At 42.7% G+C, this 16760-nt stretch carries 12 protein-coding genes; 1 reads left to right on the top strand and 11 read right to left on the bottom strand.

Annotated features, from left to right (window positions below):
• Together DXB39_RS14920 and DXB39_RS07615 are read right to left on the bottom strand one after the other, a co-directional pair.
• A partial coding sequence (locus DXB39_RS14920) for a hypothetical protein (RefSeq protein WP_199535125.1) occupies positions 1-1168 on the bottom strand: 1168 nt, incomplete at its 3' end.
• Positions 1169-1178: 10 nt separating this feature from the next.
• A complete protein-coding gene (locus DXB39_RS07615; RefSeq protein WP_117901603.1) occupies positions 1179-2954 on the bottom strand; it encodes a hypothetical protein in 1776 nt (591 codons plus the stop codon).
• A 429-nt stretch (positions 2955-3383) separates the two neighbouring features.
• Here DXB39_RS07615 and DXB39_RS07610 point away from each other — a divergent pair, with 429 nt between their 5' ends.
• A complete protein-coding gene (locus tag DXB39_RS07610) occupies positions 3384-4151 on the top strand; it encodes a MerR family transcriptional regulator (RefSeq protein ID WP_117841316.1) in 768 nt (255 codons plus the stop codon).
• Here DXB39_RS07610 and DXB39_RS07605 read toward each other — a convergent pair.
• The 9 genes from DXB39_RS07605 to DXB39_RS07565 form a co-directional block, all read right to left on the bottom strand.
• Complete coding sequence (locus DXB39_RS07605; protein WP_242986219.1) at positions 4144-5520, bottom strand: MATE family efflux transporter; 1377 nt, start codon at positions 5518-5520, stop codon at positions 4144-4146. The two genes, DXB39_RS07610 and DXB39_RS07605, sit on opposite strands and share 8 nt — an antisense overlap.
• 15 nt (positions 5521-5535) lie before the next feature.
• A complete protein-coding gene (locus DXB39_RS07600) occupies positions 5536-5943 on the bottom strand; it encodes a hypothetical protein (protein ID WP_117841317.1) in 408 nt (135 codons plus the stop codon).
• A 62-nt stretch (positions 5944-6005) separates the two neighbouring features.
• Positions 6006-8411 (bottom strand): alpha-galactosidase, encoded by a 2406-nt coding sequence (locus tag DXB39_RS07595; protein ID WP_117841318.1) that lies wholly within the window; start codon positions 8409-8411, stop codon positions 6006-6008.
• Positions 8408-9790, bottom strand: a complete 1383-nt coding sequence (locus DXB39_RS07590) for a glycoside-pentoside-hexuronide (GPH):cation symporter (protein WP_117841319.1) — start codon at positions 9788-9790, stop codon at positions 8408-8410. Before DXB39_RS07590 ends, DXB39_RS07595 begins: the two co-directional genes overlap by 4 nt.
• The gene (locus DXB39_RS07585; RefSeq protein WP_117841320.1) at positions 9787-11271 is read right to left on the bottom strand and encodes a DUF6937 domain-containing protein; all 1485 of its coding nucleotides are present in this window, start codon (positions 11269-11271) and stop codon (positions 9787-9789) included. The genes DXB39_RS07590 and DXB39_RS07585 overlap by 4 nt, the downstream gene beginning before the upstream one ends.
• Before the next feature lie 27 nt (positions 11272-11298).
• Entirely contained in the window at positions 11299-13776 is a 2478-nt protein-coding gene (locus tag DXB39_RS07580) for a glycoside hydrolase family 2 protein (protein WP_117841321.1), read from the bottom strand.
• A gap of 60 nt (positions 13777-13836) precedes the next feature.
• Positions 13837-14400 (bottom strand): TetR/AcrR family transcriptional regulator, encoded by a 564-nt coding sequence (locus DXB39_RS07575; protein ID WP_117841322.1) that lies wholly within the window; start codon positions 14398-14400, stop codon positions 13837-13839.
• A gap of 306 nt (positions 14401-14706) precedes the next feature.
• A complete protein-coding gene (locus DXB39_RS07570; protein ID WP_117841323.1) occupies positions 14707-16065 on the bottom strand; it encodes an NCS2 family permease in 1359 nt (452 codons plus the stop codon).
• A gap of 79 nt (positions 16066-16144) precedes the next feature.
• Positions 16145-16669 carry an adenine phosphoribosyltransferase gene (locus DXB39_RS07565; protein ID WP_117841324.1) on the bottom strand — a complete coding sequence of 175 codons (525 nt, stop codon included), beginning with the start codon at positions 16667-16669 and terminating at the stop codon, positions 16145-16147.
• Between the last annotated feature and the right edge of the window lie 91 nt (positions 16670-16760).

The following is a 16760-nucleotide window of genomic DNA, read 5'->3' as shown; positions in this document are numbered from 1 at the left end:
CCGGTGCCGTACAGGTTGCTGCTGTTTTCAGATAAGAATCTGATACTGTTTCCACCCATTCACCATGCTTGCATGTAATTGTAAATTCTTTTGTTGCTTTCGTATCTGTTCCAACCGTAACCTGTGCCTTATAACTGCCCGGTAACTTTGGTGCACCTCCAACGGCTTCTGCTCCGCTGTTGTCACTGTTGGTCTTTGTGTCTGTTCCACTCAGATAATATACGATTTCCGGAACCGGAAGATTAAGTCTCTTCCAGTCTTCGGATGTTGTTATATTGGCAGCTTTTGCTGTTCCATCATAGTCTGTATTCTCAGCTGATAAGGATAACCATAAAGATGCATCTTTCTCATTGCAGTCTCCCAATCCACTACAGGTGGCAAGAATACGGCTTCCATCTTTGCTTTCTGTTTCATCTACGGCATATTTCCATGTGTGACTGTGCTTCCACTCACCAATCAGGAGTGTTTTGGCAGATTTTTGACCTACTTCAATATGACCTCTCCAAACTTGTGGCGTATCTGTCAATTCTGAAATATCTGCCATCATAGCTGTAGAACCTTTCATTGACATAGCATCTCCAACTGTAATGCATGCATCACTTTTTCCATATCCATCTGATGTAAAAATGGCACCCCAGTCAAGTCCATCTGCAGTCGCATAAAGGGAACCATTTGGACTATTCTCAATACTTACACTTCCACATCCAAAAATTGCAAAATCACCATAGGTTCTGGATTCTTCTTTTATGCTGACCAGCTCATTGTTTCCAACCAGTGTAATATGAATGTTATCTACATAGCTTAATACATTATAAGAATAAGATTTTAATTTTAAATTAGAAAATGTCACCTTTGAAAAACTGTCAAGTGGTGGTTCATTATATTCTCCCAGCTCAATAATATCTGATGTGGGCTCCGCATTTTCATCCATTGCAATCGTAATGTCATCCGTCAGAATGATAAGCGAATTTCTATTTCCAAATCCATATTTTCCATAGGTATAATCGACTCCTTCTACAATCGTCCCCGAATCTCTTGACAACGTAAATGATCCTGCCTGTACTGAATTTGTGGCTGCCTTTGTCTCAACTGTCATCCCCTGCATAAGACCTGCCATCATAACCAGTGCAAGTAATATAGCAAATAAACTTTTCTTCTTTCGTTTCATTTGCATCCTCCTATTTTAAATAACCCTTTTTCCCTGTGAATACTACTGCCGCTCCGCATAATGCCAAGAGTGCAAGCAGATATCCAACCGGTGATTCATCACCTGTTTTCAATACTTTTGTTTTCTGTGCTGTGGTCTGCTCAGTATTTGGAGTGCTATTTCCACTTGTTGTATCAGCTTTCTTCGCAACGGTAAATTCGGCGGTTGCTTTCTTTTCTTCTCCACTGATAGAAGATACAATCGCAACCGTATGCTTTCCGGTAGCAAGGCTTTCTAAGTATTCTGCAGCAAAGGTGACAATGGTAGAGCCTTCTGTTACCGTATAGTTTTTCGCATCTACTACGGTGCCATCCACTTCTACACGAAGGAAGCTGCTGATACCAGCGTCACTGCGGAAACGAAGCGTTGCACCACTTTCCTTTGTCCATTCTCCACCGGCACCTTCAATAATGACCGGTGTTGCCGGTTTATAATCCGGGTTCTTCTCATTACAACCTTCCCGTCTGCAGGCTTCTGCATTGTTGCTAAAATCATGTCCTAATGGATTTCCGCTGGTAAATGTCTCTGTTCCCTTTGCCCCACACAGCTTACAGGATTTGTAGTAAACTGCCGGTGCCGTACAGGTTGCTGCTGTTTTCAGATAGGAATCTGATACTGTTTCCACCCATTCACCATGCTTGCATGTAATTGTAAATTCTTTTGTTGCTTTCGTATCTGTTCCAACCGTAACCTGTGCCTTATAACTGCCCGGTAACTTTGGTGCACCTCCAACGGCTTCTGCTCCGCTGTTGTCACTGTTGGTCTTTGTGTCTGTTCCACTCAGATAATATACGATTTCCGGAACCGGAAGATTAAGTCTCTTCCAGTCTTCGGATGTTGTTATATTGGCAGCTTTTGCTGTTCCATCATAGTCTGCATTCTCAGCTGATAAGGATAACCATAAAGATGCATCTTTTTCATCACAATCTCCCAAGCCACTGCAGGCTGCAAGAATACGGCTTCCATCTTTGTTTTCATCTACGGCATAACTCCATGTGTGACTGTGCTTCCACATACCGATCAGGAGTGTTTTGGCAGATTTAACATCCATATAATTTTTGCCTGCTCCAATATAGTCTCTCCAAACCTGTGGTGTATCTGTCAATTCTGATATATCTGCCATCAGAGTGGTAGAACTTTTCATTGACATGGCATCTCCAACTGTAATGCATGCATCACTTTTTCCATATCCTTCTGATACAGAAATAGCTCCCCAGCCAAGTCCTTCTCCGGTTGCATAAAGAGAACCGTTTGGACTATTCTCAATAGTTACACTTCCATGTCCAAAAATTGCATAACCTCCATAGGTTTCCGATTTCTCTTTTATACTGATCAATTCATTGCTTCCAACCAGTGTAATATGAATATGGTCTACATTACTGTATATATTATTATAATAAGATTTCATTTTTAAATTTGAAAATGTTACCTTAGAAAAACTGTCAAGAGGTGGGTTATTAAATTCTCCCAACTCAATAATATCTGATGTAGGTTCTGCGTTTTCATCCATTGCAATCGTAATGTCATCCGTCAGAATGGTAAGCGAATTTCTATTTCCAGATTCATATTTTTCATAGGTGTAATCGACTCCTTCTACAATTGCCCCCGAATCTCGTGACAACGTAAATGGTCCTGCCTGTACTGAATTTGTAGCTGCCTTTGTCTCAACTGTCATCCCCTGCATAAGACCTGCTACCATCATCAACGCAAGGAACAAGGAAAATAAACTTTTCTTCTTTTGTTTCATGTACATCTTTCCTTTCTTAAATTACTGTTTTTCTTTCTTTTTTCACTTTTCACACTTTCAATGCTGTGTTACAATTACATTGTTATTTTACACCGTACATTGATGTACGATGCAATTATTTTACAAATTTTGCCGATATTTGAAAAAAGAAATATGATATGGAAATTTTTGAAGAGTGAAAGAGTGTTGCTTTGTCTTAAAATACCACAGTTCTAAAATACATGTTTTGCTTGTTTGTAAGCTGTCTTTCCGTTGCTTTGACCGGCTGCCCGGTTGTCAAACATTGGAAAGACTGGCTTTCATAGAGAAAAGCAAAACATATATTTTAGAACTACGGTGTTTTGAAGTGATGCAGCCGACTTTATTTCTTCAAAATTTCTAAATCCATTCTTTTCACAATCACCGAATAAATAAAAAGGGGGAAACATTTTGAAAGAACTGTTTTCAATTGGAGATGCCGCAGACTTTGTGGGCATCACAAGAAGAATTATTTTAAATTATGAAGCTCATGGACTGGTTTTTCCGGATGAAAAAGAAGACCCATCCGGCAATCGTTACTATACCATTGATACACTGACGAAGATTCGAACCATCCGCTCGCTGCAGAATCTTGGTCTGTCACTGGATGAAATCCATGGCTACTTCGACAACTCCAACGACCTTTTATCCATGGTTCGAAGGCTGGAAGCTTTGCGGGATGAATTAAATGCCAATATCAAAGCCTTATACGAAAGAATCAATCAGGGATTTGAATCAATGGAAATCATTACAATTCCACCACAGACGGTGTACTGCCGCAAAACAGAAAGTGACAGCATCGCAGAAAAGACGAATCTTTTAAGAGAGGTTGCCTTGGAAGCACTGCAGAACTATGGGCCGGCACATACCGGGCAGATTTATTTTACGGAAGCTCCCATTACGGATGCAAAGGATATGTCCTTTTTTGCTGTTGTCCCGGCAGGAAGTAAGGGCGAACATATCCTAAATCTCCCTGCCCAGAAAGCAGTCTGCCTCTATCATCATGGAGCGTATGAAGAATTTCCATCGGTTCATGATACCCTGCTTTCCTATGCCAGAGAGCAAAAGCTTACACCGGTTGGCATCTTCCGCCACTGCTATTTAGAGGGACCGCCACAGCATAAAGACAAAAGTAAATTTATTACCCAGGTACTGCTTCCGCTAGCATGTTCTAAATGACATGTATCCGGCTCCACCTGCCGCTTAGATACCGGACGCTGAATGCGATAGCACGAAGCGTCCAATCGGCAAACATGCCAATCCACACTGCCATTGGTCCGAAACCACAGCTGCGGATCAGATATACACACAGTGCAACACGGCAGAACCACATAGTAAGACTGGATAAAATCATGGAGAATTTCACATCTCCGGCAGCACGCATGCCATAAGCCGGGATAAATGCCAGCACCCATACAATCGGTTTTACAATCGTAATTGCTATTATCATTTCCATGCAGAGGGAGGCACTTTCTGCTTCCATTCCAGCTAAAAATGTAACCGGCTTTGTCAATAAAAATACCACTGCACAGGAAATCAGAATAACAATTTCTGCATAGCCGCAGAGTTTCACCATATAATAACGCGCCTCTTCCACTTTTCCGGCTCCAATACATTGTCCTACTACTGTCATCAGTCCGATTCCGATTCCAATGGCTCCGATTCCATTTAAATTTTCCAGAATAATGGTCATTGCCTGCGCGGCAATGGCTGCCGTTCCAAGGGTTGATACGCTGGACTGGATTGCCAGCTTTCCGAACTGGAACATTCCGTTTTCAATTCCGGATGGAATTCCGATAGAAAGAATTTTTCCAATCAATGGGAAATTGGGACGGATCTTAAGATAATGATTTACCACAATCACCTGATCCGGTTTCCGCAGATTCCAGAAAATAACTACTGCACAAAAGATTCTGGAAAATAAGGTAGAAAGGGCTGCTCCTTCCACGCCCATTTTTAATCCAAAGATAAGCACTGCATTTCCGGCAATGTTGAGTCCATTGGAAAGCACGGAAATCATCATTGGAAAACGACTGTTTCCTGCTGCCCGGTAAAAAGCTCCACCGGCATCAAAAAGTGCAATGAACGGAAATGAAATTGCAGTCAGCAGGAAGTAAATCATGGAATTATCCATAACAGCCTCTTCTACCTGGCCAAAAATCAGATGCAGCAGTGGTCCACGAAATATAATACAAAATATAGACAATACCGTAGAAATCGTCAGTACGCTTAAAGTTACCTGTCTTGCAGCCTCATTGCTGGACTCCCTGTCTCCCCTTCCAAGATACTGGGAACAGATAATTGCTGCTCCTGCTCCTAATGCCGTAAATACCTGTATGACCAGTACATTGATGGAATCCACCAGTGATACCGCAGAGATTGCCGCACTTCCCACATTGCTTACCATCATGGTATCCGCCATTCCCATAAAGGAATTCAAAAGCTGCTCTACCATAATCGGCAGAAGCAGCGTAATAAGTTGCTTATTGGAAAACATCATATGTTCCCGGTCTAATTTTGTTGCATCATATAATCTTATCTTTCGCATTTTTTATTTCACTTCTTACTCTTTTACTACCGGTGTAAAATCCTCTGTATCACCGCAGAAGAAGCCTCCTGCACCGGCGATGATTTTCTGCATGATTTTTTGCATAAATGCATAGTTTTCTGTGTCAATTGTGACAGCAAAAAGAGCATGAATGTCATGCTCTTTTAAATAAGCATTGGCATATTCATCCTTTAAATCAACTGCAATCTCTTCGATATCCATGGAATGATGCTCCGGAACCTCCACTTCCAACACTCCGGCTTCTTTCCAGATTTCTGTTTCGATGCCATCCATTCCCTCTAATGCAGCTTCAATCTCTGCTACTGTGATGGAATTTGGATTCATATAAAGCCACTCTTTGGTAACGGTGGCTGTGCCTGCTTTCTTTTCTCTTATTTTCTTTAACTTTGATTTATTCTTCATATCCGCTCCTGTTTGTGTTTATGGATATGTTCATCTTAGCACAAACATGGACTTCTGTCTCCCTACTTTTTTACTTCTCCATCCATAAAATATAAGCGGGATGCAAAATCCGGGTAGTGCCTTACCTTATCATTGTATCCGGTTCCGCCAAATGCCGGACTGACATGAACGCCGCCATACATTAAGGTATCTCCATATGCATGGAAGTCTTCCGTCTCGCCATCCATTTTTACCAATTTCGAAAGCACCTGATGGGTCAGGGAATCCTGTCTGATATGAACCGGCGAAACCGTATTTACCAGATCTCCGAATTCTTTGATATTATATTTTAATTTCCGGTTGTAGAAATGGTAACGGACATCCGGCAGCAATCCCTTCGGATAATAGGTCTGCTGCTGCGTATTTGGTACCACTAATTTCTGCATCAGCATACCCACTGCTTTGGTGCCATCTTCCGATACGCAGGTCCACTCCATCTGGTTACCGGCTTCGTCCGCTAAAACGCTGCCGCCCATTCCACTCTGTGTTCCGTCGTAAAAGCTTCTGCCCCGGTAAAAGGTCCCCTGCTGCAACACCTTCCGCCATTTCTTATATAATGCAATCTGCTCCTTCATGGCTTCCTTTTCTTCTTTTTTCATATCGCAGAGGTTGCATTCATAGCCGAAGCTTCCAAAGCATGCCACCTGAAATCTTGTCTCTAATGGCGTACTCCGCAGCGTCTGGTGATTCGGGCAGGCGGACACATGAGCGCTGACCGCCGACAACGGATAACCGTAACTATAATTTTCTTCTATCTCCGCCCGGCACAATGCATCCGTATCATCACTGCCCCAGATCTGCGGAAAATAACATAAAATTCCAAGGTCAAAACGGTTGCCGCCTGCCGCACAGCCTTCAAATAAAATCTCCGGAAACCGTTCCGTCAGTTCCTTCATACACCGGTATAATCCTAACACATAACGGTGTGCCACTTCTCCCTGCCGTTCCGGTGGAAGTGCTGTGGAATAATAATCACTGAAGGTCCGGTTCATGTCCCATTTCACATAGGAAATGTCTGCTGAAGAAAAGACTTTGCTCATGCTCTCAATAATATAATCCTGTACTTCTCTTCTTCCCAAATCTAAAATCCGCTGGTTTCTTCCTTCCGAATGAGGCTGCCCCGGAATCTCAATCGTCCAGTCCGGATGAGCCACATAAAGTTTGCTTTTCACATTGACCATTTCCGGCTCCACCCAGATTCCAAACTGCAGTCCCAGTCCATGAATCTTATCAGATAAGCCCTTAAGACCGCCCGGCAGTTTCTTCGTATTTGCTTCCCAGTCTCCTAAGGAACTGCTGTCATCCATCCGCTCGCCAAACCAGCCGTCATCCATTACAAATAATTCTATGCCAACTTCTTTTGCTTCCTTTGCCAGCTTCAGTAACTTCTTCTCACTGATGTCAAAATAGGAAGCCTCCCAACTGTTAAGCAGTATCGGCCGCTCCTTCTTCTGCCAGGTTCCACGGATAATATGCTCCCGGATAAAATGATGCAGCCTCTGGCTCATCTGGTTAAATCCGTTTTCTGCATATGCCATCACTGCCTCCGGTGCCTGAAAGCTTTCTTCCGGCACCACTTCATAGGAAAATGCCTGTGGATTGATTCCTGTCACCAGACGCATTTTGCCAAAGCTGTTTACTTCTGTTGCTTCATAGTGATTACCGGAATAGATAAGGTGAAAACCAAAGCATTCCCCGGCATCCTCTGTGGTCTTCGGCCGGCTTAGCATCACAAAGGAATTGGCCCGGCTGGAGGTTGTTCCGGTATAGGAAGCATTTACTAATTTTCCTGCTATTACCGGCATATCACTCCGCTTCATTTCTCTTGCCCAGGCTCCATGAAATGTAGTAAATGCATAATCATGCCCATCAAAGTCAAGCTGCAGGCTCATCAGCCGTTTCAACTGCACAGCTTTCTTTCCGTTATTATAGAATTTCGCACTGCGGCTGATAATGTCACAGGATGGATAGACATAATAATACAATTCCAGTGCCAGCTCATTTCCTTCGTCCGCAAGCCGGATACAAAGCTGCTCCACTTCCTCTTCGCTGCCATAGGAACCCGGCAGTTCCGCAAAGTCTTCCTTACCTTTGGTTATCTCTGCTTCCTTGTATACAAAATCTATCGTATTGCTTCCATTGCCATTCACCACTTCCACAAAAGGCTCTCTTATATCTCCTTTTCCATAGGAGGACATTTCAAGGCGCATATCCTCTAAGGAATATGCTTTCTGCTCTTCGTTATACAGATTCACATTACCCGGTGCAAAGACATGCTTTTCCACCAGCGGCTGCATATCTGCTTCGTCCTCGATATGAAGCTTTCTGCCATAATAAAGATGTTCCAGTTGTCCGGTAGGAAGTACCCGGAAGCAATAGGTGGTATGGTCGGTATCCAGAATAAAATAATCCTTTTCCTTACGAATCATCGATAATTTTCCTTCCCTTTAATCTGCTCTGTGATTTCCTGCACTTTTTCTTCTGTCAGGATAAATTTCTTACGGAATACCAGCACTGCAATCATTAAGCCGATAATCGGAATTCCTGCCATCGTCATGCGGAGTCCTAAAAGGGAGCTGCCGGACGCAGCAGCTGCGGCTGCTGTTTCTGCAGTATCATTACTTAAGTGGCAGAGATTTAAGCAGATGGAAGCTGCCAGTGCAGCTACTCCGGATGCCAGTTTTACCACAAAGGTCTGCATGGAAAAGATAACGCTCTCATCTCTCCGGCTATTTTTCAATTCGCCATAGTCCACGGTATTTGCAAGAAATACGGTGGTAAGTACCGTCAGCATTCCAAAGGCTGTAAAGATAAAGAATGCCGGAATAAATAATAACAATAAGTTTGACATATTTGTCAGTGTCAGTATAAATAGTACACCATAACCTGCGATTGCCATAACAAAGCTTACATAAAATACCTTTAAGGCACTTAAAAATTTACGCAGCAGTGGAAAGAAAATCATCATGGAAAGTATCTGGATTCCACCGCCAAAGGTATTGAATAAGGTATAGCTGTTATACCACGCATCTCCGCCAAAATCATATTTGAAGAAATAAATCAAAAGGTTCGAAGTAATATAAAGAGAGCAGTTAATCAGCACAATGGTAACCACAACAGTCATTGCCTGGTCATTCTGTAACAGTGCCTTAAACATCTGTCCTACCGATGGAGAGTCCACATTTACAGTGGATTTTTCTTTGATGCTCATACAGGTAATGGTGATAAAAATCACAAACAACACTGCAATGATTAATGCAAACCATTTAAAACCGGCACGTTCATTGCCCTGCCCTAATAAAACCACACATTTTACCGTGATAATCGTAATCAGTGCAGAGCCCACGCCTGCACAGGATCGGGCAAGGGTAGAAAGTCCCTCTCTTTCTTTGCCGCCTTCGGTAAATGCCGGAATCATGGACCAGAATGGAATATCCATCATGGTATAAGTAACGCCCCACAGCACATAGGTTACTGCTGCATAGGCAACCAGTCCACCGCCATCTAATGCAGGTGGTGCCGCAAACATCAGATATAAAATTACTGCATTGGTTATGGTTCCAATCAGAAGCCACGGACGGAACTTACCCCAGCGGGTTCTCGTCTTGGCTACGATAATTCCCATAACCGGGTCATTGAATGCGTCAAATACTCTTGCTGCCATCAGGATAATTCCCATTGCAATGGCACTGACACCCAAAATATCCTGATAGTAATATAAAATGTAACTTGCAGAAAGCATGTATACCATGTCTTTGCCAACTGCACCAAGGCCATATGCTACTTTTTCTTTTGTTGTTAATCTCATTGTCCTTCTCCTCCTTTTCGTAAGCCCATTGCCAGTTCCACTACCCTGTATGCGCCATCGTAAATCCCCTGTTTCTTATTTTCCATAATTGCTTCACACATATCGGTAAGCAGATGGTCTGAGCTTTGGAATAATTCCAGCATCTGCAAGGTATGTGGAATATCACGGCATTCCAGGGTACCGTCCCCAATCTCTGCGGAATGGATGGCACCCCACTGTTCATGTCCACCCACTCTTTTGATAAAGAGCTTCGGCACCGGATAAAATGCCAGCTCGCTAGGCTTTGTCACCAGTACATCGCAGCTTCGCATCAAAAGATTCGTGCAGTACACTGCTTCAAAAATATTCTTATGGTAGAAGCCATGGACTCCGGTTACTTCCCCATCCAGTGCAGCTCCGGCAAACTGCTTTGTATTCTCCCAGTCATCAAAATGCTCCGTTGCTGCATTTTTAAGTCCCGGAATTTCCTGTAATAATTCTTCCCAGACATTCCGGTAATCTCCCACATTGACATAAAGTGCTGCCCTGCCTTCCCGGATTGCCGGCAGCAGATATCTGATAATAGCTGCAAAAATTTCTCTCTGGGCTCCTGCTCCGCCGATGGTTAATAAGAAACGCATCGGTTTCTTCTCCTGCTTTCTTTTAATTCTCGCTTCGCAGTCTGCTTCAATATTGCTTACCAGCTCATGGTCAATATAATGTCCCGTGTATATAAGATCTTTTTCCGGCATAGGATTTAAGACATCTTTTCCCTGCATGCCATTTAAAATCCGATAGCCCTGATACGCATAATGAGTCTGAACTGTATGAAGGCTTCCTTCGGATAAATGCAATGCCATCGGCCAGTTATCCGGAATCGCATTGACTACATATTTCATGCCGGCATGTATAGCTGCCTGTGCCGGCCACACATGGGTTGCTACCACCGGAATTTCCTTTGGTACATTCCGGTAAACCGGAGCCATAAGCTCTGCATTTTTCTGGTCAGAAGCATTATAGGAAAGCTTCCGGAACCCTTCATAATTCATTGGCTCCCACACCAGTTTATTAAAGAGCTTACTCTTACCAGAAAGTCTAGAACCCAGAGAATACAAATCATTCTGTGCGCCAATGACCTTCGTGCAGGTAGTCCTAGGATAGGAATTTAAGTCCATCCAGTATGGGATATAACCCATGGATTTTGCTGCTGATGCGATTGCCATGGAAATACGGTAATGTCCAAAACCCATACGGATATTTCCTACAATGATTCCCTTCTCTTTGTCAAATTCCAGTTTCGAAGCCTCTTTCTGCTCCGGCAGCAGCACATCCACAACACCAAGGGAATCTCCGATATGCGCATTTTCTTTTAACACCACCGGATAATCCACCTTGCTGTCATCCCCGAATTTCTTTTGAAACTTCTTCTTACTCTTTACCGCTTTCCGGTATACCTTCTGCGGCATTTTGTTTCCGAAGATTTCTCTTGATTTCTCCTTCATAGATACCCTCCTTATCGTTATACTCCCTTATTCTATTTCAAATGTAATTTCTCTGGTTCCTGCCTGGCGGCTGCTTATCATAAGTTTTCCGCTTCCGGTCTTTCCTATGGTCTTTACATAAGTGCCACCCATACCGCCCTGCAGGCTGATGATGTCCGGTCCGATGAGTTCTAATGCTCCCTCACATTTTAGCTGCACTGGCTCCTGAAAATACGGCAACAGATTTCCATTTTCATCCACTGCCTGTATTCTTACCGCAGCCACATCATAGGTATGCGTTTCTTTTAATTTCTGACTGCTGACCGTAATCTGATACTGCACCTTCTGTACCGGTTCTCTTACTAAAGTTTTGACCACCTTACCATCCTTTATGGCTTCTAACTTATATACCATAGATTGTCCGCCCCAGTCCCCGACATACCTGTTATAAAGTGCAACCGCATCCTCCATCTTCATATGATAAAAAAGCATCAGTTTTGCCGCCAGATAATATGCTCTTTTCGGCAGATGATTCATGCCATAGCGTGCCGCCAGATTCAAAACTTCTTTTACCATTGCAGCCTGTTTCGGTGCGAAATCCTCTCCCTCTTCGATGGCATTTCCAATGTAATCATCAATTGGAACCGGACCATATTTCAGATTCTTATATGGAGAATCCGTTTTCTTATATTCCTTGATAAACCGGTCATTTTTGTACATTTTAACACTGTCTGCATTGGTAAAAATATAAGTCTCGCCCCGGTTACAGGCAGGATGTTCTCCGATATCCATCGTTGAACTTAAGGCTAATACCGGTCTTTCTTCCTGCTGGCAGGCATACACATCTGCCGCCATTTTCGGATTACGGAACATGTCTAAGACTCCGTGATAGCAAATTCTGTCTCCACTACCGAAATCTTTATGTGTATTATAATCTGCCATACACCATCCGAAGCTTCCGGCAATGTCCTCTTCTCCTGCTACTGCATCCAGTACACTGGCGTGGCGGAGAGCATGCCACATGCGATGTTCTTCCCAGTCGAAGGATTTGGTGGAATACATATGTCCGTTATATTCCGTGATAAGATACGGTTTTTCTACATCGGATGTCACATCCTTCTTATGCTCACAGCCTTTGTTCAGACCATTGTGTACAAAATCATTATAGGTATATACATCCTCTAAAAGACTGCTCTTTTTATGCGCCCGCACGCCACCAGTCTGTCTGGTATCATCCAACTTATGTGCTATTGCATTGGTGCGGCGGTAAAATTCATCGTCATCCTGCGATTCATTAATCCGCACTCCCCAGAGAATAATGGATGGATGGTTGCGGTACTGCATCACCATGTCTTTTACATTTTCCACAGCCTGCGCTTTCCATGCTTCATCGCCGATATGCTGCCAGCCCGGAATCTCGGTAAATACCATAAGCCCCAGCTCATCGCACCGGTTTATAAATTCCTGGGACTGCGGATAATGGGATGTCCGCACTGCATTCAGCCCTAACTCTTTCTTTAATACTTCCGCATCCATCCTCTGTATGGAAGCCGGCATGGCATAACCCACATAAGGATAACTTTGGTGACGGTTCAGTCCACGGATTTTAAGCTTCTGCCCATTTAAGTAAAAGCCATCTTTTTGGAATACTGCCCGGCGGAAGCCCACCGTTGTTACGGTCTCATCGATTATAATCCGCCCGGTTTCCATGCCTCCGCCTGCTGCTTCTTTGTCCGTTGCTCCTGCTGCGTCCTTATTTGCCGGATTCCCAGTTACAAGCTGGGTCTTTACTTCATATAACGCCGGATTCTCTACCTCCCATAGGGATACAATTCCTGCCGGAAATACAAGTGTTTTCTTTCCCTCCTGTGCAGGAATTTCAGCAAGCGTTTCCTCTCCAATCAGCCGGTATTCCTCTTCACCTTTTTTCCGGATGTACTGCCGCAGCAACAGGTTTTCTTCGTTTCCTGCCAGCGTGATTTCCGATAGCAATGTTCCCTTCTTCGTTTCCAGTTCCACCTGTGGTTTTAAAAATACATCTGCAAGATAGCTTTCCTCATTTATCTCAAGGTACACATCCCGGTAAATTCCACCGTAAGTCATATAATCAATGACAAATCCAAAGGGCGGAACATTCAGATTCTCATTGCTGTCCACCCGCACCGCAATGATATTATCTTCCCCATAATGAAGCAGTGCTGAAATATCAATGGTAAATGCCGTATATCCGCAGTGGTGTGCCCCTGCTTTCTTTCCATTTACATAGACTTCACTGTCATGGGCAGCTCCTTCAAAGGTCAGCCGCACTACTTTCCCTTCCCACTCTTTCTTCGCCAAAAGGTGTCTGCGGTAGCCGCTTACCATCTGATACGCATGCTCATCAAAATAGTGAAAGGGCAGTTCCTTTACCGTATGGGGAATCCGCACGCTCTGCATCGCTGCTTCGTCATATTCTGCGTTGCTTTGTGCTGCTTCCCATTTTTCACTAAAATACCAGTCATTGTCCAAATAGTATTTTTCTCTCATACCTTTTCCTCGCTCTTTCTACCGGTGTATTTCTATTCATACATCTCTATTCGCGCATATCTATTGCCTCGTGATAATTCCATCCACCAGAATATTCACTACTTCCTCTAATGCCTCACCATAGGAAAGCTTGCTCTGAATCAGGATGTCTCTCTGGAAGAACTGCTCTAAGGAGGCTTCCAGCATCATCTTTAAAACCGGTATGTTGATGCGGCGGATTACGCCTTCCTCCATGCCCTGTTCCAATAACGCAATGGTGGTCTCCCAGCCGGTCTCTAACCGAAGTTCCACCTGATGATAAATTTCCGGAAATTTATCTTTTAATAAATACATCTGTCGGAAATCGATTTCCTTATAGCTCTCCGGCATTACCCCTAGGATTTTCCGTATTTTTTCTAAAGTGCCAAGGCTTTCGTCTGCCATAACTTCCCGTTCACTTTCCTTGATGCAGTCAAACAGATAATCCACCATGGCAAGAAATAACGCCTCTTTATCTGCAAATACCTGATAAATTGTTTTCTTGCTGATACCAAGAATGCGGGCGATATCATCCATGGTAAATTTCAATCCCTTCTGGTTAAATGCCTGCATCGTGCCCTGCAATATTTTCTCTCTCAATTCCATTTTCACTACCCCTGTTCTCTGTGGAAACTACTTTTTGTTTTTCGGTTTCCTTAATTGTAACACCTTGGGATTTCCGTTACAAGAAACTGAATTACCAAAATTGGTTTCCTGAATTTGTGGATTTTGACGAGAAGGGGATTTCAACTATGCAAAATACCATTTATATTTTTTCAATTACAACATAACTTACTTCATTTTGCCCCCATCCTGATATCTTAACACTCAAATATTAGTAAAAGAGCCAGATACCTTAAAACAAAGATATCTGGCTCTTCATAATTATTTTATTTAATTTTGAATCTCCTCTTACAGGAAGATATACTTACAAATAAATAATACTGCAAGAATATACATCAGTGGAGTAATCTTCTTAGCTTTACCACAGATTAAGTTGATGATAACGTAAGAGATAACACCGATTGCGATACCTTCTGCAATGCTGTACATAAGAGGCATAGCGATTAAGCAAAGGTATGCAGGAGCTGCTTCTGTAATATCGTTGAAGTCAATCTTAACGATTGCAGATACCATAAGGAATCCAACGAAGATTAATGCAGGAGCGGTAGCAAATCCTGGGATTGCTGTAAAGATTGGTGCAAATAAGATTGCAATCAGGAACATGAATCCGGTTACAACAGATGCAAAACCGGTTCTGGCACCTGCACCTACACCAGCAGAACTCTCTACAAAAGTTGTGGTTGTAGAAGTACCAAGAACAGCACCAGCAGATGTTGCGATAGCGTCAGCTAATAATGCATTTTTAACTCTAGGAAGTTTTCCTTCTTTGTCTAACATGCCTGCCTTATCAGAAACACCGATTAAGGTTCCGATGGTATCAAACATATCTACAAATAAGAAGGATAATAATACTACGATAAAGTTAACAATACCTACACCGGTAAAGTCAGCTTTGAAACACTGTCCAAAGGTTTCTCCGATTTTGGTGAAGTCTGTCATTGCAAATGTAGGATATAAAGAATAGAATCCAGCTTCTGCATCAATCTGATAGATGCCTGCCGCCTGGCAGATCATACCAAGGATCCATGTAGCAAGGATTCCGATAAGGATGGAACCTTTTACATTCTTTACATATAAGATAATGGTAAGAAGTAAACCAATCAGTGCAAGTAAAGCACAGATTCCTTCTGTATGCCAGTTCTCTGTAAATTTAACATAAGATAATAAAGTAGAGCTGTTGTCAACAACAATGTGAGCACCCTGTAAACCAATGAAAGCGATAAACAGACCAATACCGGCACTTACACCTTTTTTCAGTGTAGCAGGAATGGCATTGAAAATTGCCTCACGTACGTTGGTCAGTGAAAGCACGATAAAGATGATACCTTCAATGAACACTGCCATTAATGCGACTCTCCAGTCATAACCCATATTTCCACATACTGTAAATGCGAAATATGCATTCAATCCCATACCAGGAGCTAATGCGAATGGATAATTAGCCATCAAAGCCATTGCAAGTGTTCCGATAAAGGATGCAAGACAGGTTGCAATCAGAACTGCAGTAGGATCCATGCCAGCAGCAGATAACAGGTTCGGGTTAACTGCCAGGATGTAAGCCATTGTCATAAATGTGGTAAGACCTGCAATTACTTCTGTCTTGACGTTAGTGTTGTTCTCTTTGAATTTGAACATTTTCTCTAACATTTTTCTTCCTCCAAATTGTTTTTTATACCTAAAGCCAGCCTCTCTGGCAATAAGTCATGGTAAACTTCTCTTCTGTAAATTATTTTCCTTCATATGTAATTACAGAAGCAACATCATAACCCTTCAAACGTTCTCTTCCCTTTAATCCAGCCAGTTCCATTAAGAAAATGACTTTGACTACTTCACCGCCAAGCTGCTCTACTAATTTGATAGCAGCTTCAATGGTTCCGCCGGTTGCGATTAAGTCATCTACTAAAACAACCTTCTGCCCCGGTTTGATGGAATCCTTGTGCATCTCAATGGTAGCCTGTCCATACTCTAAATCATAAGACTGTGAAATGGTCTCACATGGTAATTTTCCTTTTTTACGAACCGGTACAAACGGTTTATGCATTTCGTAAGCAATTGGTACTCCGAAAATGAATCCTCTGGATTCTGTACCGGCAACTACATCATATTCCACACCATCTAAAAGCTTGATCATGGAATCTATTGCAAGCTGAAGTCCGTCTGCATCCTGCAATACGGAAGTAATATCCCTGAAAATAATTCCCGGCTCTGGAAAATCCGGTATACTTCTTACATATTCTTCTATTTTTTTCATCTTAGTACCCTTCTTTCTATTTACTGCCCTCTGTTTTAAAAAACACCTTTTTATTATAAATTTATACTGCCAGAAATACAAGCAATTTTTT

Source organism: Roseburia sp. OM03-7AC (genome assembly GCF_003462625.1).
GTDB classification, from domain to species: domain Bacteria; phylum Bacillota; class Clostridia; order Lachnospirales; family Lachnospiraceae; genus Roseburia_C; species Roseburia_C amylophila.
The sequence above is the reverse complement of the archived record's forward strand: the minus strand, read 5'-3'. Positions and strand labels throughout refer to the sequence as shown.